The 24127-nt window shown below is 69.5% G+C and carries 24 protein-coding genes and 1 pseudogene; 12 read left to right on the top strand and 13 right to left on the bottom strand.

The genetic code is table 11. The annotated features are described in order from the left end of the window. Positions 1-26: 26 nt before the first annotated feature. The 5 genes from EAS64_RS27855 to EAS64_RS27835 form a co-directional block, all read right to left on the bottom strand. Positions 27-1532 carry a TIGR03118 family protein gene (locus EAS64_RS27855; protein WP_145857750.1) on the bottom strand — a complete coding sequence of 502 codons (1506 nt, stop codon included), beginning with the start codon at positions 1530-1532 and terminating at the stop codon, positions 27-29. Between the two features lie 259 nt (positions 1533-1791). Then, positions 1792-2853, bottom strand: a complete 1062-nt coding sequence (locus tag EAS64_RS27850) for a DNA topoisomerase IB (RefSeq protein ID WP_145857748.1) — start codon at positions 2851-2853, stop codon at positions 1792-1794. Between the two features lie 54 nt (positions 2854-2907). Continuing rightward, complete coding sequence (locus EAS64_RS27845) at positions 2908-3681, bottom strand: DUF2182 domain-containing protein (RefSeq protein WP_222849658.1); 774 nt, start codon at positions 3679-3681, stop codon at positions 2908-2910. After that, on the bottom strand, positions 3678-4280 hold the full coding sequence (locus tag EAS64_RS27840) for a DUF1326 domain-containing protein (RefSeq protein ID WP_145857747.1): 603 nt from the start codon (positions 4278-4280) through the stop codon (positions 3678-3680). Before EAS64_RS27840 ends, EAS64_RS27845 begins: the two co-directional genes overlap by 4 nt. A gap of 66 nt (positions 4281-4346) precedes the next feature. Then, on the bottom strand, positions 4347-6755 hold the full coding sequence (locus tag EAS64_RS27835) for a CoA transferase (protein ID WP_187366224.1): 2409 nt from the start codon (positions 6753-6755) through the stop codon (positions 4347-4349). A gap of 162 nt (positions 6756-6917) precedes the next feature. On the opposite strand from EAS64_RS27835, the gene EAS64_RS27830 reads away from it, so the two are divergent. The 6 genes from EAS64_RS27830 (at position 6918) to EAS64_RS27805 (ending at position 11885) form a co-directional block, all read left to right on the top strand. Continuing rightward, the gene (locus EAS64_RS27830; RefSeq protein WP_145857743.1) at positions 6918-7841 is read left to right on the top strand and encodes a TIGR03564 family F420-dependent LLM class oxidoreductase; all 924 of its coding nucleotides are present in this window, start codon (positions 6918-6920) and stop codon (positions 7839-7841) included. A gap of 52 nt (positions 7842-7893) precedes the next feature. Further along, positions 7894-8133, top strand: a complete 240-nt coding sequence (locus EAS64_RS27825; protein WP_145857741.1) for a type II toxin-antitoxin system Phd/YefM family antitoxin — start codon at positions 7894-7896, stop codon at positions 8131-8133. Beyond that, positions 8120-8503 (top strand): type II toxin-antitoxin system VapC family toxin, encoded by a 384-nt coding sequence (locus tag EAS64_RS27820; protein ID WP_145857739.1) that lies wholly within the window; start codon positions 8120-8122, stop codon positions 8501-8503. The genes EAS64_RS27825 and EAS64_RS27820 overlap by 14 nt, the downstream gene beginning before the upstream one ends. Before the next feature lie 41 nt (positions 8504-8544). Further along, the gene (locus EAS64_RS27815; protein ID WP_222849657.1) at positions 8545-9417 is read left to right on the top strand and encodes an NUDIX domain-containing protein; all 873 of its coding nucleotides are present in this window, start codon (positions 8545-8547) and stop codon (positions 9415-9417) included. 21 nt (positions 9418-9438) lie between these two features. After that, positions 9439-10380 (top strand): NAD(P)H-dependent flavin oxidoreductase, encoded by a 942-nt coding sequence (locus EAS64_RS27810; protein ID WP_145857735.1) that lies wholly within the window; start codon positions 9439-9441, stop codon positions 10378-10380. A gap of 149 nt (positions 10381-10529) precedes the next feature. Then, positions 10530-11885 (top strand): acyl-CoA thioesterase/BAAT N-terminal domain-containing protein, encoded by a 1356-nt coding sequence (locus tag EAS64_RS27805; protein WP_145857733.1) that lies wholly within the window; start codon positions 10530-10532, stop codon positions 11883-11885. Here the strand turns inward: EAS64_RS27805 and EAS64_RS27800 are convergent. From EAS64_RS27800 to EAS64_RS27790, 3 genes are all read right to left on the bottom strand, one after another. Next, positions 11806-12603 carry a ferritin-like domain-containing protein gene (locus tag EAS64_RS27800; RefSeq protein ID WP_145857731.1) on the bottom strand — a complete coding sequence of 266 codons (798 nt, stop codon included), beginning with the start codon at positions 12601-12603 and terminating at the stop codon, positions 11806-11808. The two genes, EAS64_RS27805 and EAS64_RS27800, sit on opposite strands and share 80 nt — an antisense overlap. An 83-nt stretch (positions 12604-12686) precedes the next feature. Then, positions 12687-13331, bottom strand: a complete 645-nt coding sequence (locus EAS64_RS27795) for a nuclear transport factor 2 family protein (RefSeq protein WP_246115898.1) — start codon at positions 13329-13331, stop codon at positions 12687-12689. Positions 13332-13821: 490 nt separating this feature from the next. Beyond that, the gene (locus EAS64_RS27790; protein WP_145857726.1) at positions 13822-14094 is read right to left on the bottom strand and encodes a hypothetical protein; all 273 of its coding nucleotides are present in this window, start codon (positions 14092-14094) and stop codon (positions 13822-13824) included. Positions 14095-14262: 168 nt separating this feature from the next. Here EAS64_RS27790 and EAS64_RS47625 point away from each other — a divergent pair. Further along, positions 14263-14565 (top strand): annotated as a pseudogene (locus EAS64_RS47625) (ester cyclase); the annotation flags it as partial. A gap of 44 nt (positions 14566-14609) precedes the next feature. On the opposite strand, the gene EAS64_RS27780 reads toward EAS64_RS47625, so the two are convergent. Together EAS64_RS27780 and EAS64_RS27775 are read right to left on the bottom strand one after the other, a co-directional pair. Further along, positions 14610-16124 (bottom strand): carotenoid oxygenase family protein, encoded by a 1515-nt coding sequence (locus tag EAS64_RS27780; protein ID WP_145857722.1) that lies wholly within the window; start codon positions 16122-16124, stop codon positions 14610-14612. A gap of 37 nt (positions 16125-16161) precedes the next feature. Next, a complete protein-coding gene (locus EAS64_RS27775; protein ID WP_145857720.1) occupies positions 16162-17379 on the bottom strand; it encodes an acetyl-CoA acetyltransferase in 1218 nt (405 codons plus the stop codon). 131 nt (positions 17380-17510) lie between these two features. Here EAS64_RS27775 and EAS64_RS27770 point away from each other — a divergent pair, with 131 nt between their 5' ends. Both EAS64_RS27770 and EAS64_RS27765 read left to right on the top strand, forming a co-directional pair. Further along, positions 17511-18398 (top strand): SDR family NAD(P)-dependent oxidoreductase, encoded by an 888-nt coding sequence (locus tag EAS64_RS27770; protein WP_145857718.1) that lies wholly within the window; start codon positions 17511-17513, stop codon positions 18396-18398. Positions 18399-18406: 8 nt separating this feature from the next. Continuing rightward, the gene (locus EAS64_RS27765) at positions 18407-19222 is read left to right on the top strand and encodes a DUF1295 domain-containing protein (RefSeq protein ID WP_145857716.1); all 816 of its coding nucleotides are present in this window, start codon (positions 18407-18409) and stop codon (positions 19220-19222) included. A gap of 47 nt (positions 19223-19269) precedes the next feature. Here the strand turns inward: EAS64_RS27765 and EAS64_RS27760 are convergent, their stop codons facing one another. Further along, positions 19270-19911 (bottom strand): TetR/AcrR family transcriptional regulator, encoded by a 642-nt coding sequence (locus EAS64_RS27760; RefSeq protein WP_145857714.1) that lies wholly within the window; start codon positions 19909-19911, stop codon positions 19270-19272. A gap of 62 nt (positions 19912-19973) precedes the next feature. Between EAS64_RS27760 and EAS64_RS27755 the strand changes: the two genes are divergently transcribed. Next, positions 19974-20876, top strand: coding sequence for an alpha/beta fold hydrolase (locus tag EAS64_RS27755; RefSeq protein ID WP_145857712.1), 903 nt, complete (start codon positions 19974-19976; stop codon positions 20874-20876). Here EAS64_RS27755 and EAS64_RS27750 read toward each other — a convergent pair. Together EAS64_RS27750 and EAS64_RS27745 are read right to left on the bottom strand one after the other, a co-directional pair. Beyond that, on the bottom strand, positions 20855-21208 hold the full coding sequence (locus tag EAS64_RS27750; RefSeq protein ID WP_145857709.1) for a VOC family protein: 354 nt from the start codon (positions 21206-21208) through the stop codon (positions 20855-20857). The two genes, EAS64_RS27755 and EAS64_RS27750, sit on opposite strands and share 22 nt — an antisense overlap. Before the next feature lie 151 nt (positions 21209-21359). Next, the gene (locus EAS64_RS27745; protein ID WP_187366223.1) at positions 21360-21827 is read right to left on the bottom strand and encodes a hypothetical protein; all 468 of its coding nucleotides are present in this window, start codon (positions 21825-21827) and stop codon (positions 21360-21362) included. A gap of 76 nt (positions 21828-21903) precedes the next feature. Here EAS64_RS27745 and EAS64_RS27740 point away from each other — a divergent pair, with 76 nt between their 5' ends. Then, positions 21904-22350: a MerR family transcriptional regulator gene (locus EAS64_RS27740; protein WP_187366222.1), complete on the top strand. Its 447-nt coding sequence runs from the start codon at positions 21904-21906 to the stop codon at positions 22348-22350. Positions 22351-22403: 53 nt separating this feature from the next. Beyond that, entirely contained in the window at positions 22404-24089 is a 1686-nt protein-coding gene (locus EAS64_RS27735; protein ID WP_145857189.1) for an ISAzo13 family transposase, read from the top strand. The last annotated feature ends 38 nt before the right edge of the window (positions 24090-24127 follow it).

Here is a 24127-nt window from a genome sequence, read left to right as displayed (position 1 = left end):
ACCGGGGCGTAGTAATGCCGCGCCGATCACGCGCTATCGGCAATAGCGTCCGCCGCGAAGGCCCGCTCCACAATCAGTAGCTGACGGGTGTCGGCGTTGAGGGTCTTGCTGTCCATCTTGATGGTGTCCAGGGGTGCTCCACTCGCCAGGTCCGCGTTGAGCTGCTGCAGGTCTAGCTGCACGACATCCAGGTTCGCCTGCACCCATTGCCCTTCGGCTGGTCCCTCGGGCGAGCCGGGAGCGGCAGTCGAAAGCGAGCCGAACAGCCCATGCGACTCGCCGAACGGGCCAGCGGTGAAGTAGACGGCGTTGGTAGCGCCCCCGGCCCCGCCGTTGCCGACCTTCAGCGCCCACAGCCCGTCGATCACGATGGGCTCTCCGTCGGGATCCCTGAGCTGGCCGAGCGACTGTCCGTTGTTCGCGTCGAACGCGTGGATGTGCCCATCCCCGAAGTTACCGACCAGCAGCACCGGATCGTTGTGGTTGGCGCAGAGGCCGGCGAAGCCGGCCGGTGCGATCGCCAGGCCCCACGGGGAGTTCAGCGGCCCGCGCGAGATCAGCCGGACCGTTCCGCCAGGCAGGCCGGGCGTGCCGTCCAGGTTGTATACGTCAACGAAGCCGCGGTGCGGGCCAGCCGCGTCGTCGTGCTTGAGTGCGTCTTGCTTGGCGTAGGTGACGTATAGCTTCCCGTCCAGAACCTGGACGTTGAATGGCGCATAGCCCTTGGGCAGATCCGGGTCGCTGAACGCGCCGGGCGGCAAGGCCGTGACCTGATCGAAGTTCGCGTCGTACACCTCGATGGTCCCGGCGCGGAAGTTGGAAGCGTAGAGCAGAGCCGTGCTGTTGGGATCCCCGGGGATGATGGGTGTGGTGCTGGTGGCGATGGCCAGCCCCTTGTAGACGGCCCCGGTCTGCTGATTCTCGTTGGGGTTGGTGAAGTTGTTCCCGGAGTTGTCCTTCGCGATGACCGCCTGAGCGCTGAAGCCGCCCGGGCCGGCGAACTTCCCGGTGGGATCGATGGCGGGGTTCCAGCCGAGTATCGTCCCGTCCTCGGTGACGAACAGGAACACGGCCGCGGCGGTCGTGCTCATCCCGTTCTTGTTCGGGCCGGTGACCTTGAAGGCTCCGTTTCCGCCGGCGAAGTTGAACACCGTTCCGGTCGGGGTTCCGCCGGTGGTGTCGACCGGGGTCGGGATGTTCACGACCAGCGGGGCAGTCGTGACCGGCGCGTTGTTCGCGCCAGGGACTTGATAAAGCGTGGACACGCCGGCGTTGTTGTCGGAGATCCAGAAGGGGCTGGTTCCGCTCTCGGAGATGCCCCAAGCGTTGACCAGGTTGGGGTCGGTCACCGCGGCGGCGCCCGGCAGGTCGGATACCAGGTTGGTCTGCAGGACGGTTCCGCCGGAACTCACCCACGCCGGCGCCGCCTGGGCGGCCACTCCCGTCAGAGTGAGGGAGCTGGCCGCGACCAGCGCGGACGCGGCGATGACTGATTTGGGTGGGCGTCCCGAGCTCGGCAATCGCAGTTTCATGCTGTGCCTCCATCTTGGTTTCCCCGATGCCGCGCCATCGCGGCCCGATAGGTCTCGCGAATACGAGTAGACACGTAGAGCGATCGATACTTTACGCCGAGTAATCGACAGCAGGATGGCTCATGGCTGAATCGCAAGCGGGATTTGAGGCGGCATGCACACTAATCCCAATAGCCTCACTGATGGTTAATTATCACTTCAGTCCCACTAGACCTGATCTTTCACAGAGGTTGGCGACCGGGCGCGGCGGGCGTGGTCGTCAGGGGAGTGCCGCGGCTGTGGTGGAGGCGCCGGGGGCGGCTAGCAGCGCGGCGACAGCGATCTCTGCTTCGGCGGGGGCCGGGAGTGCGACCGGCAGGGAGGGAATCGCGGGCAGCTCGCCGGCCGACTCATAGCGGCTTATCAGCTGTGGGTCGATGTAGGACTTGCGAGCCACCGCCGGGGTGTCGCCAAGCCAGCCCGCCACCTCGCGGATGCCGGCGGCGATGACCCGCTGGCGGCTCCTTGCTGATGGCGATGGAGCTGTGTTCGATAGCACCAGCGCCATCAGCACAGTCGCATTCCAGGTGCGGAATTCCTTGGCGGTGAAGTGGCCGCCGGCCCGGGCGGCGATGTAGTTGCTCACATCGTGCGAATGCAGGACGCGCCAGTTGTCGCCGTGCTGATAGCTGAACAGCGTGTCCAGGCCGTTGCGGCTGCGGGCCAATGCTCGCACGGTGGGTATGACCACTTCGTCGGTGATGCTGATCGTCCGGCGCTTGCCCTCCTTGGCGATGTAGTCGAACTTCATGCCGTCACGCGTCAGTGTGAGGTGCCTCTTCTCCAGCGTCGTAGCGCCGTAATGATGGTCCAGCGCGGCGTATTTTTCGCCCCCGACGCGGAACAGGCCCAGGTCGATCAGCCGGACGGCGCTGGCCGCTACGCGGTCACGATCCAGGCCAGCTCGCGCCAGGTCCTGCATGGTGGCCGCCCGCAGCACAGGCAGAGCGCTGGCGAACCGCAGCATGTGAAGAAACTTCTGAGCCTCGCGCTGCTCGCGCCACAGTTGGTGATAGCGGTACTGGGTCCGGCCCCGGCTGTCCACGCCGGTGGCTTGGATGTGCCCCAGCGGGTCCGGCGAGATCCAAACGTTCGCCCAGGCCGGCGGGATCGCCAGTGCGCCGATGCGCTGCAGCGTCAGCCGCTCAGTGACTTCTGCGCCTGACCGGTCACGGTACCGGAACCCTTCGCGGCTCCGTTCACGGGTAATTCCCGGGCCACGAGGGTCGCTGCGTATCAATCCTGGAACCGCAGCCGCCAGCGACGATTCGTCGGGGCTCATGCTCAGTGAGCGTATACGGCCCCGGCGCGCGGGCACCGCGCCTGGCCGCGCTGGTCAGGTCATCGGCATCATGGGCGGGGCGTGCAGGCCAGGGGCGAGCCAAGGGAACCAGAACACGGCCACTGCCAGGGCCAGCGCGGCGACGCCTGCCAGTCGGCCGGCCGCGGGACCCCACCTGAAGACCTTCTCGATCAGGATCACCGCAGCCAGGCCGACCATGGCCGCCACGTTCATCAGGCCCACCGCGACGAGGATCACCATCAGTCCCCAGCAGCAACCCAGGCAGAACAAGCCGTGATGCGCGCCGGCGCGCACGTCGCGGAACCTGCCTCGGTACGAGCCGTAATGCAGCAGCAGCGCGAGCGGCGAGCGGCAGTGCGCCAGGCAGCGGTCCTTCAGGCTGCTCAGCTGGTAGACGCCGCAGCCGGCGAAAAGCACCGCGGCGAGGACGCGGGCCGCACTTGGCTGGCCGCCGGCCAGCCAGCCGGCGAGCCAGGCCAGCCCGTACGCCGGCAGGCCGGCCGCCGCCCAGGCACCCAGATAGCCGGCCGTGAGCCCGGCGATCCGGAGTGTCCGGTTGCCTCGCACGGTCTTGGCGTAGAGCGAGGCCGTTGGCGTCACCGACGGCAGCATCATGGCGGCCATCATCAGCGTCCACACGGACAGGAATACGACGAGACCCAGCCCCATCGTCCCTGTCATCCCACTCATGCCGCGGGCCAGGGCGACGGTCGCGGCCCACGCCCCGGCGGCCGCGATCAGCAGCAGCGCGGCCTCACGGGTCGGCAGCCCCGGCCGTGGCCGGGTCAGCTCCGCGGAACTGGTCACCCGGACCAGGAGAACGGCGCGGAAAAACCGCTCTGCCCGTCGCGCCCCCAGTCGATACCGAACGTCGAAAGGCGCGCGGCATTCGCCGGAGCGACCGTCAGCGTCGTGTTCGACGGGTGGAAGACGTTCGTGAGCCGAACCGGGTCATGCCCCTCGATGGCCACGAAGTCGTTCACCGCCACGTCGACGGCATCGCCGATGCTGACGTGATGACCGCGGCCGTCATCGGTGTAGGCGATGCGGGCCTTCTCCACCCCGAGCATTTCCCCGATAAGCGGCCCAAGCATCGCGGGCGGCCCGCCCGCCTGCCCGGACAGGACCACGCCGAGTTGCTCGGCCTGGCTTTCGGACGCCGCGTCATCGAGGAAAACGCCCACCCGCCAGTTGCCCTCGCTCATCACCGGCGGCGTGTCCAGGAACAGGGCGAAACTAAGGCCGCTGACGTCGACCCCGTCAATTTCCCCCGATTCGACGTGATACGCCAGCAGAGCGCGGCATCGGTCGAGCGTCGCCCTTGCCGTCAGCGCCGACCAGGTACACGGGCAGACCGCATCACACGAACACGACTCGAAATACGTTCCCTCCAGTTGCCATGCCATGATGCCTCCCTCACCATGCACCCGCCCCCGTACCAGGCTCCCGCGTGCGGCGGTGAACGTCAATGCTCAGGAGCCGAGGCCGGCCTCGCGGCGGATCGTCTCGGTGTGCTCGCCGGCCTGGGGAGCATCGCCGGGCCGGGAGGAAGCCAGGCCGGGCATCTCCAGCCAGCGCCCGGGGCCGACCCAGGTGACGCCGCGATCGTCGCGGTCGATGACGGTCAGCAGGCCATGGCGAATGAGCTGCGCGTCGGCGGTTAGCTCTTGCGCCTTACGGGCGCGGACGGCGGGAATGCCTGCCGCGTGGGCGCGGGCGATCACCTCGGCCGCCGGGCGGTCCGCGAGCATCGCGGAAATTCCGGCTGCCAGCGCCTCGTCGCCGGACTGTGCCTGGCCAGCTGCCGGGGCCAGCCCCGCGGCCGCCAGCGCGGGGAGCTGTCCCGGCACGGCAGCGAGCCTGACCCAGCCGTCGGCGGCCTGGTAGAGCCGGTCGAGCGGGCCTGGCCCGGCGAAGTCCCTGCCGCCCGTCGGCTGGGCGCTGCTCCCGTCGGGCGCCGGGAACCCGGACTCGGCCGGGAGCCCGGACTCGGCCGGGAGCCCGGTCTGAGTCAGGAACTCGGACTGGAGCAGGCAGGACGCGGCGGACAGCGTGACTCCGATGTGCTGTCCGCGGCCGAGGCGGGCACGGGCCAGCAGCGCGGCACACGCGCCGAGCGTCGCGAGGCCCGCGGCGATCACGTCGTTGATGGGGACGGTCAGGAACGCGGGGCTGTCGGCCTGGTCCGGCCCGCCCTGAGCACGCATGATGCCGCTCATCGCCTGGATGACCGGGTCGAATCCCGGCCGGCGGCCGAGCGGGCCCGTCTCGCCGAAGGCGCTGATCGACACGGTGACCACCGCGGGGTTGATGGCGGCCAGCCGGTCGTGCGTGATGCCGAGGCGGCCGGCCACGCCGGCGCGGTAGTTGTCCACGACGACGTCCGCCGAGCCGACGAGACGGTCGAACACCAGCCGGTCGTCCGCACCGGACAGGTTAAGCAGCGCGCTGCGCTGGTCGCGGTTGTACACCTCGAAGCTGGAACCGCCGCGGCCGCCGTGCGCCACCCGGAACTCATCGCCGGACGGCGGCCGCTCGATCTTGATGACGTCCGCGCCGAGATCGGCAAGCAGCGTCCCGACGTACGGGCCGGCGATGATCGTGCCGAGGTCGAGCACGCGAAGGCCAGATAGCGGCGGCTGAGGGTCCGGCTCACGCCGCGCGGGCGATGGCCGGCCACCGTCGAGCTGGCCGCTGTCGCGTTGGCCGCCGTCGGGCTGGTGCCGGGCCGGCGTCCGCGCCGCGGACCACAGCGGTGGCAGCTCGGTGATGCCCGGCCAGGAAGTGGCGGCCGGCCCGCTGATGCTGACCGGCGTCAGCGACAGGTCGATGAGCGGGCCCGGCATCACGACCCGCTGGCCCGCGTCGCTGACCGCTTCCAGGCGCAGTCCGAGCGCTCTGACCTGCTCGTGGTCCAGCCACGTGCCGATCTCGTCAACCGGCGCCGCGGGACAGTCCGCCGCCTCAAGCAGTGCAAGCCACTCGGCCCGCGGCCGGGTCGCGAATACCTTCTCAAGCTCGCGGGCGACCCAGGTCAGGTTCTTCCCAAGCCGCAGGTTCCCTGGGTCTCCGCCCACGCGCGGATCGACGAATATCCATCCGGCGCCGACGGCGGTCAGCCCGCGCTCGATGAAGGCGTTGCTGAACGCCGCGAGAAACAGCCACTGGCCGTCGCCGCAGCGATAGGTCCGGTAGTTCGGCAGCGCCCCGCCCGGACCTCCCGGCCGGTGGACGTGCGGATCGTCGCGGCCCGCGGCGAAGTTGCCTGGCGAGACCAGCTGCGCGCCATGCGCCCCGCCCGCCACCGCGAGCGGGGCAAGGGCAAGGCCGCGCTGGCGCCCGGCCAGCAGCGCGACCGCGACGATCGCGGCCCAGATGCCCTGCATGTAAAGCGCGAGCGGGAACAGGGAGTCGACGGGGACGTCGTCGTATGACGACTGGTTCCACGCGTGACCGAGCCAGGCGAACAGCAGGCCCGCCGATTCCTCGCCGCCCGGCCACGGAGTCTCGTCGAGCAGGTAGGGCGGCATGGCTACCCAGAAGCACGGCTCGCCAGGCCGCCGGCCGCGATCGATGAGGCCGCGGCAGGTGATGCCTGGCCCGGTGGTGCCGACGAGCAGCACGTCCGCGCCGTCGATCAGCCGGTCGAGCGCATGCAGGTCCGCCGCACTCGACGGGTCGGCCGTGACGGCGCGCTTGCCGCGGTCCCACATCGCCGCGCCACGCCGGCGTGGGAACGGAACAGGTCCTGGCGGGTGCACCTTGACCACGTCGGCGCCGAGGTCGGCGAGCAGCATTCCGGCGACGGCGCCCGCCACGCTGCCGGTGAGGTCAAGAACGCGCACGCCGGCGAGTGCGCGCTGTTCTTCCGCTCCCGGCACGAAACCTCCGCTATGTCCCATTAGTGAACACCTACCCGCCCCGAGACCGCCGCGCAAGCCTCCTTGTGGCACTAAGGGCCGTTTTGCCGGGGTAACGTTCCGGAGAGAGCCGCGCTCGACTGCTACGCGTGTCGGCTGGGTTACCAGGCAGGAGGGCGCTGAATGCGTATCGGGCTTACCGGCGGCGGATCGACCGCGGACCGGATCGTCAGTCAGGCCAGCCGCGCCGAGGCGGACGGTTTCACCAGCATGTGGTACCCGAGCTCGGCCGGCGCCGGCGACCCGCTCGCGGCGATGACCCTGGCCGGTCGCGCCACCTCGGCCATCGAGCTTGGCACGGCGGTCCTGGTGACGTACGCCTGTCATCCGGTGCTCCAGGCCAGCCGCGCCAACGCGACCGCGTCCGCCATCGGCGCTCCCGGCCGGCTCACCCTCGGCGTCGGCCCCTCACACCGGGTCGTCATCGAGGACCGGCTCGGCCTGCCATACGACACCCCGGGGCTGCACACCGACGAGTACGTGCAGATCCTGACCGGTCTGCTGCGCGGTGAGCAGGTGAGCTTCGCGGGCAGCCAATTCCGTGTCGACGCCGGACCGCTGCCGCTGCCGGACGGGGCGGAGATCCCGGTCCTTGCCGGCGCCCTTGGACCTCGGCTGCTGAGGGTGGCCGGCGCCAATACGGCGGGGACGATCTTGTGGATGGCCAACGCCGCCGCGATCGAGACCCACGTCGCCCCGCTGATCCGCAAGGCCGCCGCCGACGCCGGCAGGCCCGCACCGCGGATCGTGGCGGGGCTGCCGGTGGCGGTGCACGACGACGTGGCCGCGGCAAGGTCGGAGGGCGCCCGGCTGTACCAGGCATACGGCCATCTGCCGAACTACCAGCGCATCCTGGCCCAGGGCGGGATCGCCGGGCCCGCCGAAGCCGTCCTCGTCGGCGACGAGGACAGCGTTGCCGCTCAGATACGGGCGCTGTTCGAGGCCGGCGCCACCGACGTCTGGGCGGCGCCCTTCCCTGTCGGCGACGACGCGGCGGCGTCCAGGGCCCGCACCCGTGCGCTGCTCGCCAGCCTGGCGCGGGAGTGAGCGTGAGGCGAAAGGACTAGACTAAGTTTAGTCTAGTTGATAGATTTGTGTCATGACCACGACCGTAAACATCCATGAGGCGAAGACGCATCTGTCCCGGCTGCTGGAGCAAGTTGCGGCCGGGGAGCGCGTGGTGATCTCCAAGGCTGGCACTCCCATCGCGGATCTCGTGCCCCACCAGGCGGCGACCGTGACGTTCGGCGGCCTCAAGGGCGAGATCACCTATACGGACGACGCGTTCGGCATCGACCCGGACATCCAGGAGATGTTCTACGGCGATGCTGCTTCTTGACAGCCAAGCCCTGCTGTGGCTGCTCGATGACAACCCACGGCTAGGGCCGCAGGCACGGCAGACCATAACTTCCGCGCAGGGCGTGCACGTGTCCGCGGTAACCATATGGGAGCTGACCATCAAGACCATGCTCGGCAAACTGACCGTCCCCGCCGACCTGAGCAAGAGGCTCACCGGGCAGGGCCTGGAGCTGCTCAGCGTTACCGCCGAGCACGCCGAGGCGATCCGCGACTTCCCCGAGCTCACCAGGCATGACCCGTTCGACCTCCTCCTCGTCGCGCAAGCGTCGCGCGCGGGACTTCGGTTGCTCACCGCCGACCACGTCTTGCTGAACCTGCAGCGCGACTTCATCCTCGACGCTTCACGCTAGCCGGACGAGCTATGCCGGGTGGGAGAAGCGGTAACGGGTGGGTGACCTGCGCGCAGGGGCACCGGCACTGGGGCCTGTACGGCGCCGCGGGCATTCTGGTTTACGTGCCGCACCCCACCGACCAGGCGCTGAGCCTGGTGCTGCTGCAGCGCCGTGCCCGGTGGGCCCATCAGGGCGGCACCTGGGCGCTGCCCGGCGGGGCGATGGACAGCGAGGAGACGCCTGCCGAGGCGGCGCTGCGCGAGGCGGACGAGGAGTGCATGCTCGACCCGAAGCTGGTCCTGCCGCGCGGCATGTACTCCGACGAGCACGGCGGCTGGGCGTACCACACGGTGCTCGCGCAGGCGGCGGAGCCGCTGCGGGTCGTCTCCGATTCCTACGAAGCCGACGAGGCGGTGTGGTTGCCCGCCGGCGAGGTCGGCCGGCTGGACCTGCATCCGGGGTTCGCGGACAGCTGGCCGCTGCTGCGCCAGGCGCTGGCGCCGGTCACTGTCTTCGTGGACGGCACCGGCAGCCCGGGAACGCGACCACCGGACGACTCGGACGCGGCCCCTGCCGATGCCGGCCGGCGGCTCTACGCGCACCTGTCCGGCCTGGCCAGCTCGGGAATCGCCGCGCCACCGGACGGGGTCCCTGGCCAGCTGCTCGCCCGCTGGTACCCGGATTACGTCCTGGTGCTTGACGAGGCGGCCGCGGCCGCGGCGGCGGAGTCAGCCGCCGACGACGAGGCACTGGCGGCCAGTGGGGCACCGCGGTACAGCTGGAACGCGCCACTCGCGGTGCGAACGGCCGAGGTCCGGATCGTCGCGGTCACTCACGGCGCGCAAGCGGGCGACGTGATCGCGGACCTGGCGGAAGTCACCCCAGGTCAACGCCTCGTGATCAGCGGCAGGCAGGCCTATCAGATTCACTAAGCAAGCGCTTAGAATGTTGAAATGACCGCCTTTGCAGGGCTGCGGCTTCGCGTCGTGGCAGCGCCGATGTTCCTCATCTCCGGCCCCGACCTCGTGGTCGCCGCCTGCAAGTCAGGGATCGTCGGGTCGTTCCCCGCGCCGAACTGCCGCACCACCGACGACCTGGACGCCTGGATGGGCAAGATCAGCGACCAGCTCGCCGGGTCGGACGCGGCGCCGTGGGCGATCAACCTCGTCACGCACAGCACCAACGCGCGCCTGGCGCAGGACCTGCGGCTGGTGGCGGAGTACCAGCCCGCCGTCGTCATCACCGCCCTCGGCTCCCCCATTCCCGCCATCGAGACCGTCAAGGCCTACGGCGGCACTGTCATCGCCGATGTGGTGAACATCAAGCTGGCGAAGAAGGCCGTCGCGGCCGGCGCCGACGGACTGGCCTGCATCTCGGCCGGCGCCGGCGGGCACACGGGCTTCATGTCGCCGTTCGCGTTCATCTCGGCCGTCCGTGACTTCTTCGAAGGCATCGTAACGATCGGCGGCGGGATCACCGACGGCGCCGGCGTGGCCGGCGCGGTCGCGGCGGGCGCCGACCTCGTCTACATGGGCACCCGCTTCCTCGCCACCGAGGAGAGCATGGCGTCGCCCGAGTACAAGCAGATGGTTGTCGACCACGGGCCCGACGACCTGATCATCACCGACGAGATCACCGGCACGCCCGCGTCCTGGCTGCGCCCGAGCCTGGTCGCGAACGGTCTCGACCCCGACAGCCTCGCCAAGCCGGCCGAGCGCGTCTACGACTCGACCACCGACGTCGCCGCGCGCTGGAAGGACCTGTGGGCGGCGGGCCAGGGCCTGCAAGCGGTCCGTTCCGTTGAGCCAGTCGCTGCCGTCGTCGGCCGGCTCGCGCAGGAGTATCACGCCGCCGCGGAACGGCTGTCCCGCCGCGTGCACGTGCAGCAGGGCTGACATCCCGAACGGTTGCGTGGTTCCCGTGCCAGGCGAAGCCACGCACCCGTTCGGTATCGGCTATTTCGATCTGCTGCGCAGCCCACCGAAAGATATTTCGGGCTTCATTGGGCTGGACCATCAGGATCTCTCGCGGTTAGCGTGAGCCCGTGGTCGCGGAATCCGCCAAGAAACCAGTGGGCCTGCGCGCAGCCCTGGCGGCGGCGCTGCTGACGGGCGGGCTGGCCGCCTGCGGTGGCGGCGCGCCGGCCAAGCCGGCGGCGATCCAGGTCAGCGAGCCCGGCGCCTTGGCGGACCAGGCCATCGACGTCCGGGTCAGCGAACTGTCCGCGGGCGAGCAGGTCACCGTCAGCGCGCAGGCGACCGACGTGAAGAAGGGCACCTGGCGGGCTTCCGCCGTCTACACCGCAGGCCAGGACGGGACCGTCGACCTGGCCAAGACCGCTCCGAAGTCGGGGTCCTACCAGGGCAAGGACGGGATGGGGCTGTTCTGGTCGATGACCCCGGTCGCGCCCGCCAGCCAGGACCAGTACTTCACGCCCCCGGCACCACAGCAACAGCCGGGCTATGCGGTCACCCTGACCGTCACCTCCTCGTCGGGGGCGAAGCTCGCGTCCCGCACCGTGACCAGGCAGTGGATGGCGAAGGGCGAGACCGTCCGGACGCTGACCCTCGCCAAGGACAAGGTCGCCGGTGAACTGTTCCTGCCGCCGGCCGGAACCCCGCGCCACGCCGGGGTGCTGGTCTTCGGCGGTGCGGAGGGCGGCATGAGCCAGGTGTACGGGGCGGCGCTGCTTGCCGCCCACGGGTACCCGGCACTGACCGTCGCCTACTTCGACTGGCCCGGGCTGCCGTCAGCGCTGGACGGGATTCCGCTTGAGTACTTCGAGACGGCCGGGAAGATCCTCGCCAGCCAGCCGCAGGTCGAGCCGGCTCACGTCCTCGCGATGGGCTACTCGCGGGGCAGCGAGGCCGCGCTCCTGCTCGCGGAGAACTTCCCTGAGCTTTTCCACGGGGCGGTCGTGTACTCGCCGTCATCGGAGGTGAACGCGGCCGGGGACAACCAAGCGCGGGCCGCGTGGATACTCGGCCCCAAGGTCGTCGACCCCGGGCCGCTCATCCTGGATCACGTCAGCGGCCCGGTCCTCGCGTTCGCGGGCGACCAGGACTCGATCTGGGGGTCCGCGTCGTCGGCGAACGCCATCGTCGCGGAGCTGGACATGGTCCACGACCCCTACCGGCACCAGGCCTTCGTCTACCAGGGCGCGGGTCACGGCGAGGGCATGCAGCCGTACCAGCCCGCCGGTGAGACGACCATCGCGAACCTCGGGGGCACCCCGGCAGGCAACGTCGCCGCCCAGCGGGACGGCTGGCCGAAGATGCTCGCCATGCTGGCGGGACTTACCGCCACGGTTTTACAGCGGGTTACGCGCCGTGGTGCGCCGTGGGTGCGGCGGAAGCGGGCGTGCCGAGCGGGTCACGGCGGGCAGGCATCCGCAGGGTGACCATGCGGTGCCAGCCGCCGAGCCGCTCGTAGTGGTAGACCGCGTCGATTCCCCTGGCGAGGATGACGCGCTTGGCCCTCGGCCAGCCCAGCGTCCGTCCCAGGTTGGCCATGACCGCCTTGCTCACGTCGCGGTAGACCGCGATCTCGGCGCGGGCGGTAGCACGCAGGGCGGACTCGATGTCGCGGCGATGGCCTGCCGCGGCGAGCCGGAGCAGTTCCTCATGGCAGTAGGCCAGGTGGTTGTCCTCGTCGGCGGAGATCACTGCCACCGCCCGGCTGACGTCGGCGTGGTCCGCCGAGTGCCGGCGCAATGACCGCATCTGCTCGGACGCCCGCTGCTCGGTCACCCGGCTGTGCGTCAGGTAGGCGATGACGTCCGCCTCGGTCAACGGCCGGGCGGCGCGCAGCTTGCTGTGCGCTAGGCCGATGCCCGTGCGCTCGAGCCGCATGGTGTAGTCGGCATCGGCGGGCACCGGCACCGGGGTGAGGCCCCGCTTCCGCAGCAGCGCGCTGAAGATGCGCCCGTGCTTGTCCTCGTCGGCCCCGTGCCTGGCGATCTTGGGCGCGAGGTCACTGAGAGACTCAGGCACCAGCGCGGCGATCCTGCCGTTCTCCCAGCCTCCCTGGGCCTCGCCGCTCGCCGCGATGGAGCAGAACAGGCGGAACGCCTCGTCGTTGCTGAAGATCTCGCCGTAAATTGCCCTCGGTGAAAGCATCCCGTGTACCCCCCGGTTGGCTGGATCCCGGTGACGCCACAGCGAAGGAGCCGGACGTCCTGCCGCGGCCCGTCTACGGTCGGCTAACCCTGCGCGTAGTTGGTGGCGCCCGCCCAGTCGAGCAGCACCACCGTCTCGTCGCCGATCACCCACGCGTCATGGCCCGGCGGCACACTGCCGACCTGGCCCGGTCCGGCATCGAACGTCGTCCCGTCGGCAAGCTGGATCCGCATCCGCCCAGAGAGCTGGTAGCCGGTATGTGCCGCCTGGCACAACTCGGTGCCGGCGATCGGCCGTACATGCTCCGACCATCGCCAGCCGGGTGAGAGCACCATCCGCCCGACGTCCCCGGCCGGCGTGTGGATTAGCTCCATTCGCCCCTTCTCGAAGGTGCGCACCTCGTCCGGCTGCGCGAAGTCCCGGTACCCGGGTTCCGGCATGCCCGCGTCCCATGCCTGTACTTCTTCCTGCCTGACGATGCGGCCCGCGTCAACATCGAGGACCGTCGAGGCGAGCACCCGAGAGCCGTCCGGGTACTCACAACGCTCCAGGAAGGAGACAGTGCCGTTTCCAGCCACGATGTGGTCCACGTGGTGGGTGATATCCCTGCCGAATACATCCGACATGAACATCCGAATCTGATCTCGGCCGTGCAGGACCTGCGGATGGCTGGGCGAGTGCCGCTGATCGACGATGGAAATCTCGGCATCGTCGGCGTACAGGCTCATCACGGCCTCGAGATCGCGGCCTTCCATCCCCTGGCGCAGCGCATCCAGGTCCAACGTGCCGCCGGCTACTGAAGACATGTTCTGGTCCCCCCGTGGTAATCGGTGCTTTTGACCTCCCATCACCGGCCTTTCCCACCTTCAAACCCCTCGCAGGCTGAGCCGGCGGTTTTACAGCCCAGCGCTCCAAGCCGAGACGAACCCTGCTGACCAGCGCAGACACTGTCCGAGGCTCGTTTCCGGGCCGCCGTCGTCCGCTATACGTCCGTGGGCGCCAGATTCCGGGGCCGTACGGGCCACGGACGGGAGCGGATGACGTCACAGACAGGCCCGGTGGGAGCGGTTACGCTGACCGTTTAGCCCGGCCCCTTGCCTCTGAGCTGCGCGGGCCAGTTCACCAGGTCGCCCGGATCCACTGGAGCACATGCTCAGCGATCCGCGCTCACGTTGAGTAAGCAATCCAGGCCGGATACTCGCGCCGGATCCGCCTATCCTAAAGGTGCTCCGAAGCCTCCTCGAGCAACACGAGCGTGTCGGGCCGGACCCCATCGGCTCTCATGGCCTCGGCCGCCTCGTCGGACTGCATGAGCCGCTGGAAGGTCTCCATGTCCGGGATTTCCACGACCAGCCCCACCCGGTTGGTCTTGGCAGGGTCGGTGAAGAGCCGGCCCGTGATGCCCAAGGGGCCGAAGATCTCTTGCCGCTTCGGTGAGCGAAGCCAGTGCTCCACGTCATCGACCTCGTGGAAAGCGAGAATCGTTGCCATTATTTCCCCGTTCGTCTGGTCCCGCCCACGGGCGGGTAGGACGGCTGTACCGGGACGGTACTGGTTTAGGCCTCGTCGCCGCAAGAGTGCCTGGTCAATGGGTGTTGCGGCCCTTGGGGCGGCCCGGCGGTGCAGAGGCTGGCTCTCGCCTCGACGGACACAGGCCGTATGGAGGGAGGCTCGCGGGCGCCGCTCTCGCCTGGGTTTGCACGCTTCACCCGCGAGAATGAAGGGACGACGATGGACCACTCGGCAACGATGAGAAGTTCTTACGACCGGATCAACGTGGGAGACATCGAAGGGTTCGGCGCCTTGCTGGCCGACGATTTCGTCGAGCACGAGGAGACGCCCGGTTTCCCGCCCACGAAGGAGGGCGTACTGAAGTTCTTCCGGATGTACCGGGCAGCATTCCCTGATCTGCGCATGGACGCCCAAGATGTGCTCGCCAGTGGTGACAAGACCGTGGCACGAGCCCCCCGGCATAGGCTCACCGAGCGTGCGCGCCCGCGACGGTTTTACAGCCCGATCGCCGCCGCGGCGTTGTCCGCGGTCTGCCAGCGGCGCAGTTCCGCGCCCGGCGCCCACGTCGAGTGGGTGCCGCTGGAGATCCGCTCGGGCAGGCGCAGCTGGCAGACGGGCCCGTCGGCGACCCGGGCCGCGTCGAAGACCAGGCAGTAGGAGGCGTCCTCGTTCATGTCGGTGGTGAGGGTGACCAGGTAGCCGTCGTCCTCGGCGGCGCTGCCGACCCGCGGGGCCATGGCGGTCTCGCTCCCGTACACGCCGTCCGCGAACGCGTAGCGCTCCTCGGTGCCGTCCTTCAGGTCGTGGCGGACCAGGCCATCGAACAGGAACCAGCCGTCCTTGCCGGTGGCGGCGTAGGCATAGCGGTAGCCCAGGCCGGCGTGGCGTCCGTTCAGCATGCCGAACTCGGTGATGGAGTCGGTGAGCTGCTGCTCCTTCACCAGGCCGGTGCTGAGGTTGAGCCGCCAGCGGTGCAGCCGCGTCTGCAGCCGGTCGAGGGCGAGGAAGCGGAAGGCGCGGTCCCACTTGTCGCTGCCGGGGACGTCGCCCGGCTCCGGGTCGCCCTGGAAGAAGCCGTCGAGGATGATCTCGTCGCCCTCTTCGTAGGCGTTGACGAAGTGCAGGGTGTAGGTGGCCTCGGCCTCGAACCAGCGGATCTGCTCGGTGCCGCCCCGGCGGGGGATGACCGCGAAGCGCGACGGCATGTCGCGGTGGAACTTGGGCGCGTGGATGTTCTTCGCGAGCAGCGCCTCGTCCCAGAACAACGGGAAGTCGTTGAGAATGGCGTAGTTCTCGGTGAACGCCATGTCGTGCGGCAGGCGCGGGCCTGGCAGCGGCACGTCCACGTAGTGCACGAGGTCGTTGTTCTCGTCGACCACGCCGTACTTCATGTACGGGGCTTCCTTGCTGTAGTTGAAGAACAGCATCTCGCCGGTTCGCTCGTCGACCTTCGGGTGCGCGGACACGCCCCAGTCGAGCGGAAAGTGCCCGTTCCAGCCCTCCTTGCCCAGGTCAGCCAGCGAGAACGGATCGAGCCTGTACAGGTCGCCGCACTGGTAGAAGCTGGTCAGGGCGACGCCGCGGTGCACCACCACGTCGGTGCTCGAGGCGTCCTTCATCCGGGTTCGCGCGCCCCAGCCGTCCCGCTCCGCGACCGTCGGCTGCTCGGAGATGCCCGCCCACAGCACCCCGCCCGCTTCCATCTCGGCTCGCAGGCCGTCGGTGCGGACGTAACGGTTGCGGTAGAACGCACGGCCGTCACGGAACCCGACCACGTGGATCATTCCGTCGCCATCGAACGGGTGGTAGAACTTCTTGGCCGGGTGAACCGGATTCTCCGTGTTGCGCAGGTAGACGCCGTCGAGGTCTGCCGGGATCTCGCCCGCAACCACCTGAAGGTCGTCCGCGTTCCACTCGCGGACCTGCGGGCGCCAGGGCCCGGTCCGGTAGGGGTGGTCGTCGTCTTCCGGCAGGGTCGACAGGATGCGGCCGACCAGCTCGACATTCACGGTGGTTCCTCTCGTCGGTAAAACGATGGCCGGCAGGTCAGCCCGCCGTCACCACGAAGCTGACGGTGGTGGCGGTCGACCCGCCGAAGTTAAGGGTGGCGGCGGTGTCGATCCCCTCGACCTGGTATTCCCCCGCCGTGCCGCTGACCTGCTTGCTGGCGTCCAGGAGCATGCGGACACCGGAGGCGCCGACCGGGTGGCCGCCACCGATCAGGCCGCCGCTCGGGTTGATCGGCAGCCGTCCGCCGATCTCGATCTCGCCGTCCTCGACCGCCTTCCACGACTCGCCCGGCCCGGTCAGGCCGATGTGGTCGATGGCCAGGTACTCGCTCGGGGTGAAGCAGTCGTGCGTCTCAAGTGCGCCGATGTCGTCGAGGGTGACCCGCGCGCGGTCGAACGCCTCGTGCACCGCCTGCCGCAGGTGCGGCATCACGTACGGCTGGCCGGCGGAGCGCTCGAGCTTCTGCCCGATCCCGATGCCGACCGTCTTGTGGCCCCAGCCCGCGATCCGCGCGATCGGCCTGGCCGACGGGTTACGGGCAAGGAACTCAGCGGAGACAAGCACGACGCCCGCGCCGCCGTCGGTGACCTGACTGCAGTCGAACCGCCTGATCCGGCCCTCAACGGGAGGATTCGCCGCCGGATCGCCGCCGGGCCCGAGCTCGGGCACGGTCCAGCCGCGGGTCTGCGCGTTCGGGTTACGCCTGGCGTTGCCGAGGTTGACCTCGGCGATCCTGGTCAGGTGAGCCTGGTCGACGCCGTAGCGATGGTCGTATTCATCAAGGATCTTGTCGAACATGTAGGGCCACATAAAGGTCGCGTCCTGGCCCTCGTGGCCGATCAACGCGGCCGCGCCGAGGTGCCTGGCGGCCTGATCGCCGCTGACCGTCTTCTCCAGCTCGAGGCCGAGGACGAGGGCGGCGTCGTAGTTGCCCGCGCGCAGGTCGGCCATGGCCGCGAGCGCGGCGATGCTGCCGGAGGCACAGGCGGCCTCGTGCCTGGCGGCGGGCACGCCCCACAGGCCGGGGTGGACGGTGGCCGGCATCGCGCCGAGGTGTCCCTGGCCGGCGAACAGCTGGCCGAAGGCGTTGCCGACGTGGATCACGCCGATCTGCCCGGCGTCGACAGACGCGGCCGCGAGAGTTCCCTGCACCACCTCCGCAGCCAGGTCGGCGAAGTCCTTGCCCTCGCGATGCAGGTTCCTGGCGAAGTCCGACTGGTAGCCGCCGAGCACCCAGACGTCCGGCTGAGCCATCCGACCCAACTCCCTTCCACGCTCGCGCAGTGCCTATCACACAGTGCCTATTACCCAGGGCATGCAAGACGCTTGCCACCGCGGCAAAACTACACTACAACTAACAGAGATTCTAGGGAAGGGCAGAGTGCATGGGCGCATGGGGCGAGCAGGTCGCCATCGTTACCGGCGGCGGCAAGGGTCTTGGCCGCGCCTTCGCCCTTGACCTCGCGCGGCGCGGCGTCCGCGTCCTCGTCAACAACCGCAACCGCGAGGTCGACGCCGACGGGCGCGGCCCGGCCGACCACGTGGTCACGGAGATCGTGGCCGCGGGCGGCGTGGCGGTGGCGCATCACGGCGCGGTCGAGGACCCCGCCTCGGCGGACGGCATGGTAGAACTCGCGCTCGGCGCGTGGGGCCGTCTGGACATCCTCATCACCAGCGCGGGGATCAGCAGGCCGCAGATGTTCCACAAGGCGACGCTGGACAACTTCCGTCAGGTGCTCGACGTGAACGTGCTCGGCACGGTGCTTGTCGCCTCCGCCGCCGCGCGGGTGATGCGCGGGGCAGGCCACGGCCGCATCCTCATGGTGTCGTCGATCGCGGGCCTGTTCGGCGAGCCGACCGTGTCCGCCTACGCGGCGAGCAAGGGCGCGGTCATCGCGCTGGCCAAGACCGTCGCGGTCGAGGGCGCGGCGCGCCGCGTCTACACCAACGTGCTGCTCCCCTACGCGACCACCCAGATGACGGCGCACGGCATGGACCAGCGGTACGCCGCGCTGATGGCGGCCGACTCCGTCGCGCCGGTGGCGGCGGCCCTCGTCCACCCGCGGAGCCAGATCAACGGCGCGACCGTGGTGGCCGGGGCGAACGGCGTCAGGTACGCCGAGACGTCCGAGGGCATGACGGTCACGTTCCCCGGCGGCGACATCGAGCCGGCGGACCTGGCAAGCCTGCTCAAGACGAGCAGCGAGGGCGCCCGTAACACGTTCGCCGAGGCGCAGGACGCGTTCCAGAGCCTGGCCGCAGACCTTAAGTAAGGAGCACGATGCCTTTTCCCTGGGGTGACTTCGGCGTCAACCTCGGCGTGACCGCGGCCGCCGTGGTGGCGGTGATGGCGGCGCTGATGGCCGTCGCGATCGCGATCAAGAACCAGTCCATCATCGACATCGTCTGGGGTCCCGGGTTCGTCGTCATCGCCGCGGTCAGCTACGGCCTGTCGGCCGGCTCGGGCGGCGACGGCGGCAGGCGGCTCGTGGTGCTCGTCCTGACCGCCGTCTGGGGGCTGCGGCTCGGCGCGTACATCGGCCGCCGCAACCTGGGCCACGGCGAGGACCCCCGCTACACGTCCCTCATGCGGCACAAGCGGGGCAACCTGATCGTGTTCCTCGTCCGCAAGGTCTACGGCCTGCAGGGCATGCTGATGTGGCTGGTGTCCATCCCGGTGCAGGCGGCCATGTACGAGCACGCGCCCCTTGGCGTGCTCGGCGTCATCGGCATCGTCGTATGGGCCGTCGGCCTGGCCTTCGAGTCGGTCGGCGACTGGCAGCTGACCAGGTTCAGGGCCGACCCGGCGAACCGCGGCAAGGTCATGGACCGCGGTCTTTGGGCGTGGACCAGGCACCCGAACTACTTCGGCGACTCCTGCGTCTGGGCAGGGCTGTGGCTGCTCGCGCTCGGCAGCCCGATCGGCCTTGCCACCGTGTTCTCCCCCGTGCTGATGACCGTGCTGCTGCTCAAGTTCAGCGGCAAGGCGCTGCTCGAACGGCGGATGCTGCGCAGCAAGGGCGACGCGTACGCCGCGTACCTCAAGCAGACGAGCGGCTTCTTCCCGCTGCCGCCCCGGCGGACCCGCACGAGCTAGACAGCCAGCCGGCCCAGGTTGGCACTATGACCAGCTTAGGGCTGACGTCAGGCTGCCACACCGTCGATCAGCCCGTCCAGGACCCTGATCATCTCAGCACGCGCCTGCGCGCGGTCCGCCGCTTCCGCGACGTACAGGGCGGCCTCGTCACTTGCCCCCATGAGGATGTGCGCCAGCGGCCGGACTGGCTGCGGGCGGATGCGCCCTAGTTCAATCCCGCCTAGCAGGAGGGCCTGCGCCAGTCCGAAGACGTGCCGCTGGCACACCTCCCGCCAGTGCGCCCAGCCCACAACGGACGGCCCGTCGATGAGGGCGATCCGGTGGATCTCCGGCTCAACGCAGATGTCCAGCCATGTCCGGATGACGTACCGCATGGCCTCGACCGGATCGGTAATCCCGGCACCGGCCACCGCATCGGTGAGCCGCCGGGCGATATCGGCCTCAACCGCGTCCAGGACCGCGTCGAACAGCGCCGTCTTGTCCTCGAACTGGTGGTACAGCGCCCCGCGGGTCACCCCGGCCGCCGCGACGATCGCGTCGTTCGACACTTCCGCGAAACCCTGCACAGCGAACAGTCCGCGCGCCGCCGCCACCAGCGCGTTCCGGGTTGCGGCGGACCGATCGGCCTGCGTGCGCCGAGCTTGGGGGCGGCCCGCGGCCTGCGTGCCAGCGGAAGTCGGTGAAGGCATGATTCATTCTCCCACCATTAATAGGTCTGGACATACATACATACCGTATGTATGTTTTAGACATGAGCGCTGAGCAAGCTTCAACAGGTCTAGCCGTGGCCGACCTGCCGCAAGGAAAGGTCCGCTACCGCGCCGCCGGGCCTGCCTCAAGTTCCCGCCCGCCGGTTGTGTTCGCGCACGGACTGCTCGTCGATCTCCGGCTCTGGGAACCGGTCGCCGAGCGGCTCGCCGCCGAAGGCGTCCGCAGCTACGCCCCGTCGCTCCCCCTCGGCGCTCACCAGTCCCCGATGAACCCAGGCGCGGACCTTTCGCCCGAGGGGATCGCCGGCCTCGCCCGGGACTTCATCGCCACGCTCGGCCTCCGCAACGTCATTCTTGTCGGCAACGACACCGGCGGGGCGATCTGCCAGGTCATGCTGGGTGGCGACACCAGCCGGATCGGCGCCGCGGTCCTGACCAACTGCGACGCGCTTGGCACCTTCCCTCCCCGGGGCCTCGCGCCGCTCTTCTACGCGCTGCGCCATCCCGGGGTGATCGCATGCCTGGAGCCGGGGCTGCGGTCAGCAATGGTGCGACAGGGCCCGCTCGCCTTCGGACCGCTCAGCAGCGCTTCCCTCGACGCCGACCTGACCCGCGATTGGGTACGCCCGCTGGCCAGCAAGGCGATCCGCCGCGACCTCGCCAAGTTCGCGCGCGGCGTCCATCCGCGCGTCCTCCTTGATGCCGCCAGCCGGTTCGGCCAGTTCACCGGCCCTGTCCGGATCCTGTGGGGAGACAAGGATGCGTACTTCCACAACGACCTGGGACGGCAGCTGAGCGAGGCCTTCCCGCGGGCCAGCCTGGCCACCGTGCCAGGCGGCCGAACGTTCCTGCCGCTCGACCACCCCGATGAGGTCTCAAGCGAGGTCCTCGCGGCCGTCCGGGAGACAGTGCCAAACCATCATCACGTACCCGATGGCCACTGAGCCGGTTTCGGCGGCGTCAGGAATTGAGCGCCCCTGGCGCTCCACTCGGCATACACCGCCTCGATGTCCTTCACCCGGATATTGAGGAAGCTGCTGACCCGGTCCGGGTCGCGCGGCGCCTCCAGGGTGACCGTCGGCTTGTCGTCCGTCGGTCCTCCGCCGGTATTGATGACGATCCAGCTGTTGGCTAGTGCAACATTGACCGGATCTCCGGGAAAGGCCACCCGGCCGCCGAGTACCTCGGTGTAGAACCGGCGGGAGCGCTCGACGTCGTCCGAGACGATGAAGTGGGCCAGCAGAATTCCCTCTGGGGGCGGCGGGAGCTCGGCCATCTGGTACCTCCACTGGTTTGGTCTCACACCCCCGCCCATGACGGGAGCCGCAGCCGATACTACTTTCCGTGCCCGCTTGACTACTCGACGCCATGCCCAGAGTCATCCCTGTGCGCCGCAGGCCTGCGCCCTAACTGGGCCTCCTTGGCTGTCAGCGGCGTCCCTTTCGGATTTCCTCGGGCGTGGCCGGGCGCACGGTTTCTTCCTCGCGTGTGATGATCGGGACGCCGGTAGCGGACCAGCGATCGAGGGCGTCCTCCACCTGGGATGGCTTGGTCAAGGGCTGCAGCGGCAGGTCGTGGAACAAGTCCAAGACCGCGGTGGCGGCCTCGTCGTCGATCGTGGTCATGTGCCAGATCACCAGGTCACCCTCGCGGGTGACGGTGCTGGTCATGAAGGCGCAGCAGGCGTACTCCCGCTCGGCCAGGTCGCGCGCCCATTCCTCGACGCCCGGGTCGGCGCGCAGCAGCCAGCGTGCGCCGGTCTGGTCGCGATCGCGGCCGAGGTAGGCAGTCTCGAACAGGCGGGCGTACTCTGCCAGTCGCTCAATCCCGGTGTCGGGCGCGCTGGTCATGTCGCAGACGATCCTTCGGTTGACCTCGGATTCGGGCGTGGTCATGGCATGCCTCTCTGACTCTGGCCGGCGGCCGAAGATAACAGTTCTCTGCCGATGCCGCCACGATAAAGTCTGGAGCATGGACCAGAGTCAAGAGCGCTTGTGGAAGATCGGCCAGGTGGCCGACCGAGCGGGCGTGAGCGTGGACACCGTTCGGTACTACGAGAGGCGCGGCCTGGTGACCCCGGCGCACCGCGCCAGCTCGCGTTACCGCTATTACCGCCCGGATGCCGTTGACCGGATCCTGCTCGCCCGCAGCTTGCAGGCTCTAGGCATGACGCTCGACGAAATAGCGCAGGCACTGCAGGACCACGACAAAAACGGGGGAACCTGCGCCTCCCAGCGCTGGCGCCTGGAAGCTGTCCGGGAGCGGATCACCGCCCAACTCGCCGAGTTGACCGCTGTCCTGCACGACGTCGACGCCACCCTGGCGAACTGTGCGAGCGGGAACTGCACGCTGCTCACGACCCCATTACCTCCAGGGCCGGTGGCGGCCATCCGTCGCGGTCGTCAAAGAGGCCTTTAGGGCTTGCAGAGAAATAACCCGTAGCTTCCCAGGATCTGGCACATTGGCGTGGTATGGGCGATGCGGAGGGAACCCGGCAGGTGCTGGCGGCGAAGTTCCAGGCGGTCTTCCCGCACCTGGACGAGCGGCAGCGGCGGCTGGTGATGGGCGCCGAGGCGCGTTCGCTGGGCCACGGCGGTATCCGGCTGGTGGCACGGGCCGCCGGGGTCCGCGACGCCACGGTGTCGCTGGGCGTTGACGAGATGGATGCCGGCGCGGAGCCGCTGGGCCGGGTCCGGCGGCCGGGCGGGGGCCGCAAGCGGGCCGCCGACCTGGACCCGGGCCTGCTCCCGGCGCTGCTGGCCCTGGTAGAGCCGGACGAACGCGGCGACCCGATGTCGCCGCTGCGGTGGACGACGAAGTCCACCCGCAACCTGGCGGGCGAGCTGACCCGCCAGGGCCACCGGGTCGGCGCCGACACCGTCGGGGACCTGCTGCGGGCCGAGGGGTTCAGCCTGCAGGGCAACGCCAAGGCCCTCGAGGGCCAGCGGCACCCGGACCGGGACGCGCAGTTCCGGTATATAAACGAGCAGGTCAAGGCGCACCAGGACGCCGCCGACCCGGTGATCAGCGTGGACACCAAGAAGAAGGAACTGGTCGGCCAGTTCGCCAACGCGGGCAGGGAGTGGCGCCCCGGCGGGCAGCCAGTCCTGGTGAACAGCCACGACTTCCCCCAGGACAGCTCGGGCAAGGCCGTGCCCTACGGGATCTACGACATCGCCGGCAACTCCGGCTGGGTCAGCGTCGGCACCGACCACGACACCGCCGCGTTCGCCGTGGAGTCGGTCCGCCGCTGGTGGAACGCCGCCGGCCGGGACGAGTACCCGCAGGCCCGGCGGCTGCTGGTCACCGCCGACGCGGGCGGCTCCAACGGCTACCGCACCCGCGCCTGGAAAGCAGAGCTCGCCGCCCTGGCCGCCGAGACCGGGCTGGAGATCACCGTCTGCCACTTCCCGCCAGGGACGTCGAAGTGGAACAAGATCGAGCACCGCCTGTTCTCCCACATCACCATGAACTGGCGGGGACGGCCGCTGACCAGCCACGAGGTCATCGTGCAGGCCATCGCCGCGACCACCACCCGCACCGGGCTGCGGGTCCGCGCCGAACTGGACGACAGCACCTACGAAACCGGCGTCACGGTCAGCGGCCGGCAGATGGACGCCCTGCCCCTGACCCGCCACGACTGGCACGGCGACTGGAACTACACCCTCCGCGCCGAGCCCTACGACCAGGACGCCGGCGCCCCCGACCCGTTCGACCAGCCCAGCCCCGACCTGGCCTGGCTCTGCCACCCGGCGCTGACCGGGCTGCCGGCCGCCGAGTGGGGCGCCCTGACCGCCACGCTGATGACGCTGCACGACCAGCAGCGGGAGGCCAGCCTGGACAAGCGCCGCGGCCACCGCCCCCGCATCAAGGCAGGCCAGGGAACCGGCCGCCGCCCCGTCCTCACCCTGGCCGACCGGCTCCTGGCCACCATCCTGCACTACCGCCTGGCCCTGCCCCAGGTCGCCATCGCAGCCCTGTTCGGAGTCCGGCCCGAGACGGTCAACAAGCGTATCCGCGACATCCGCCAGCTCCTGGACCAGGCCGGACACACCATCCAGCCCGGCCCGCACCGCCTCGCCAGCCTCGACGATCTCCACCAGCTCGCAATATCGATAGGCATCACTACCCAGCCAGAGATCAAGACGGCGTGTTAATGATCTGCAAGCCCTTAGGGGCCGGAGTAGCGTCAAGA

The sequence above is a fragment of the Trebonia kvetii genome (genome assembly GCF_007827045.1).
GTDB lineage: Bacteria > Actinomycetota > Actinomycetes > Streptosporangiales > Streptosporangiaceae > Trebonia > Trebonia kvetii.
This window is presented reverse-complemented; position numbering and strand designations above follow the sequence as displayed.